Source organism: Weissella sp. DD23 (assembly GCF_001579105.1).
Lineage (GTDB): Bacteria > Bacillota > Bacilli > Lactobacillales > Lactobacillaceae > Weissella > Weissella cibaria.
The window spans coordinates 122,259-123,830 of the sequence record NZ_KQ970390.1; the positions used below are offsets into that span (position 1 = coordinate 122,259).

A 1,572-nucleotide genomic window follows, 5' to 3' on the forward strand; every position below is an offset into this window, starting at 1 on the left:
TTAAGAATTTCAAAATTGTAAATACACCAAAGACAGGCTTGTCGTTTACAAACAAAATTGCGTACCAAACGACATTACCAATGCAAATGAATCGTTCTGATAATGACGAAACAAATGTTATTACCGCTCGGCCTAATTCGATTCGACCAATTACAAAGTTTGGAACCAATTTGTTGTTACCAACCGAAACGACGAATTTGGTGAATTGGGCTAATCCGCAAGGTAGTATGATTCATGGCGATAAATTATATATTGTTTACGAGAGTAACACCAAAAAGAAGTATGGCCGTGTTGTGATGTTTGACTTAAAAAAAATTGGGCAGAGCAGGCGTAATTGGTGGCGGCAAAAATAGATTGCGTGAATTAGAAAAGCTAGTTAATGGTCAAAGGTTTGTATCAACGAAGATGTTGCAGGCGCTTGATTCAGTGCAGGTCGGACCTGAATTTTATACAGGCCATGGTCAGGCGCTATCGTTTGATGCCAAATCTAAGCGATTGTGGTTAATGGCTGAAGGGGACGACGCCTATAAGCAGTCATTGACACAAGTTGATTTGAAAACACTTGCGCCTGTAGAAAGTGCAGATTTTTCATTTACTGATCCACGGTCGCATGACAAAATAAATAGTGAACGTAATTTTGCGATTGATAACACGGGAAATATGTATATTGTTTCTGTCGTCACAAATAAGACAAAAAAAGATACTAATCTACAGAATGGGGATGTGATGCTGTATCACGGTAGGATGGTTGACGGCAAGCCCAAGTTTTCGATAACGCCGACAGTTATTCGTAGCAAGCCTGGGTATTATACACAGTTCTTGTCGTTTAATGAAAAGGACCAGAAACTGTATTACATTACAGATGGTGCTTACTTGGCCATTCCAATGACAAAATGGCTAGTTGGCAGTTTAACTTATCCAGATTTTGATATGGGTGTTTATGCGACGCAAGATGGTGGTACACGCGAATTTGAAGCAATGGACTGGGGTCCGACGCATCAATCGTACTTAGTTGTTAATCGTGGTGCAGAGTTAATGAAGGGCCAATAAGGCATTAGGAGTAGGGGTTATGTTTAAAAAGGTTAATTGGCAGTTAATACTTGTGGTATTGATTGTGCCATTGGTGATTATGAGTCCCATTTTATTTAATGGCACGGCACTATTAGGTGTAGATGGTTATTTTCACTATAATCGTATTTTTGAAGCAGCAATGCAGCTGCGAGATCGTAATTTGAGTTTTTTGAATTTATATACATTTCAACAAGCTGGTCGTATTGTAAACCAAGTTTATAGTCCGCTTGTAACTTATTTCTTCGGCGCGTTGCTGTTGGTCGCAGGCACTTGGTATAAATTTCAAATTTTAACGTTATATATTGTCTACGCATTGGGAATATTGACGATGTATTTTTCGGCCACAAAGGTCGGATTAACAAAACGTTGGGCGTTAAGTTTAGGTGTCGTATATACATCGTCTGCTGCTGTGTATGGTTTTGTTTTTGGAGCAACATGGAAGTCAATTGCTTTAGCAATTGTGCCATTGGTCATCCCAAGTTTAGTGCACTTGTTTGAAGG

Annotated in this window: 2 protein-coding genes and 1 pseudogene; all 3 read left to right on the forward strand. The window is 39.2% G+C overall.

Translation table 11 applies throughout. The features are described 5' to 3' along the window. The coding region (locus WEIDD23_RS00565) for a hypothetical protein (protein ID WP_197458749.1) at positions 1-353 on the forward strand (353 nt) is incomplete at its 5' end. 1 nt (position 354) lies between these two features. Then, positions 355-1,050, forward strand: a complete 696-nt coding sequence (locus WEIDD23_RS00570) for a hypothetical protein (protein WP_062358649.1) — start codon at positions 355-357, stop codon at positions 1,048-1,050. A 19-nt stretch (positions 1,051-1,069) separates the two neighbouring features. Beyond that, a pseudogene (locus WEIDD23_RS13305) lies at positions 1,070-1,572 on the forward strand (hypothetical protein); the annotation flags it as partial.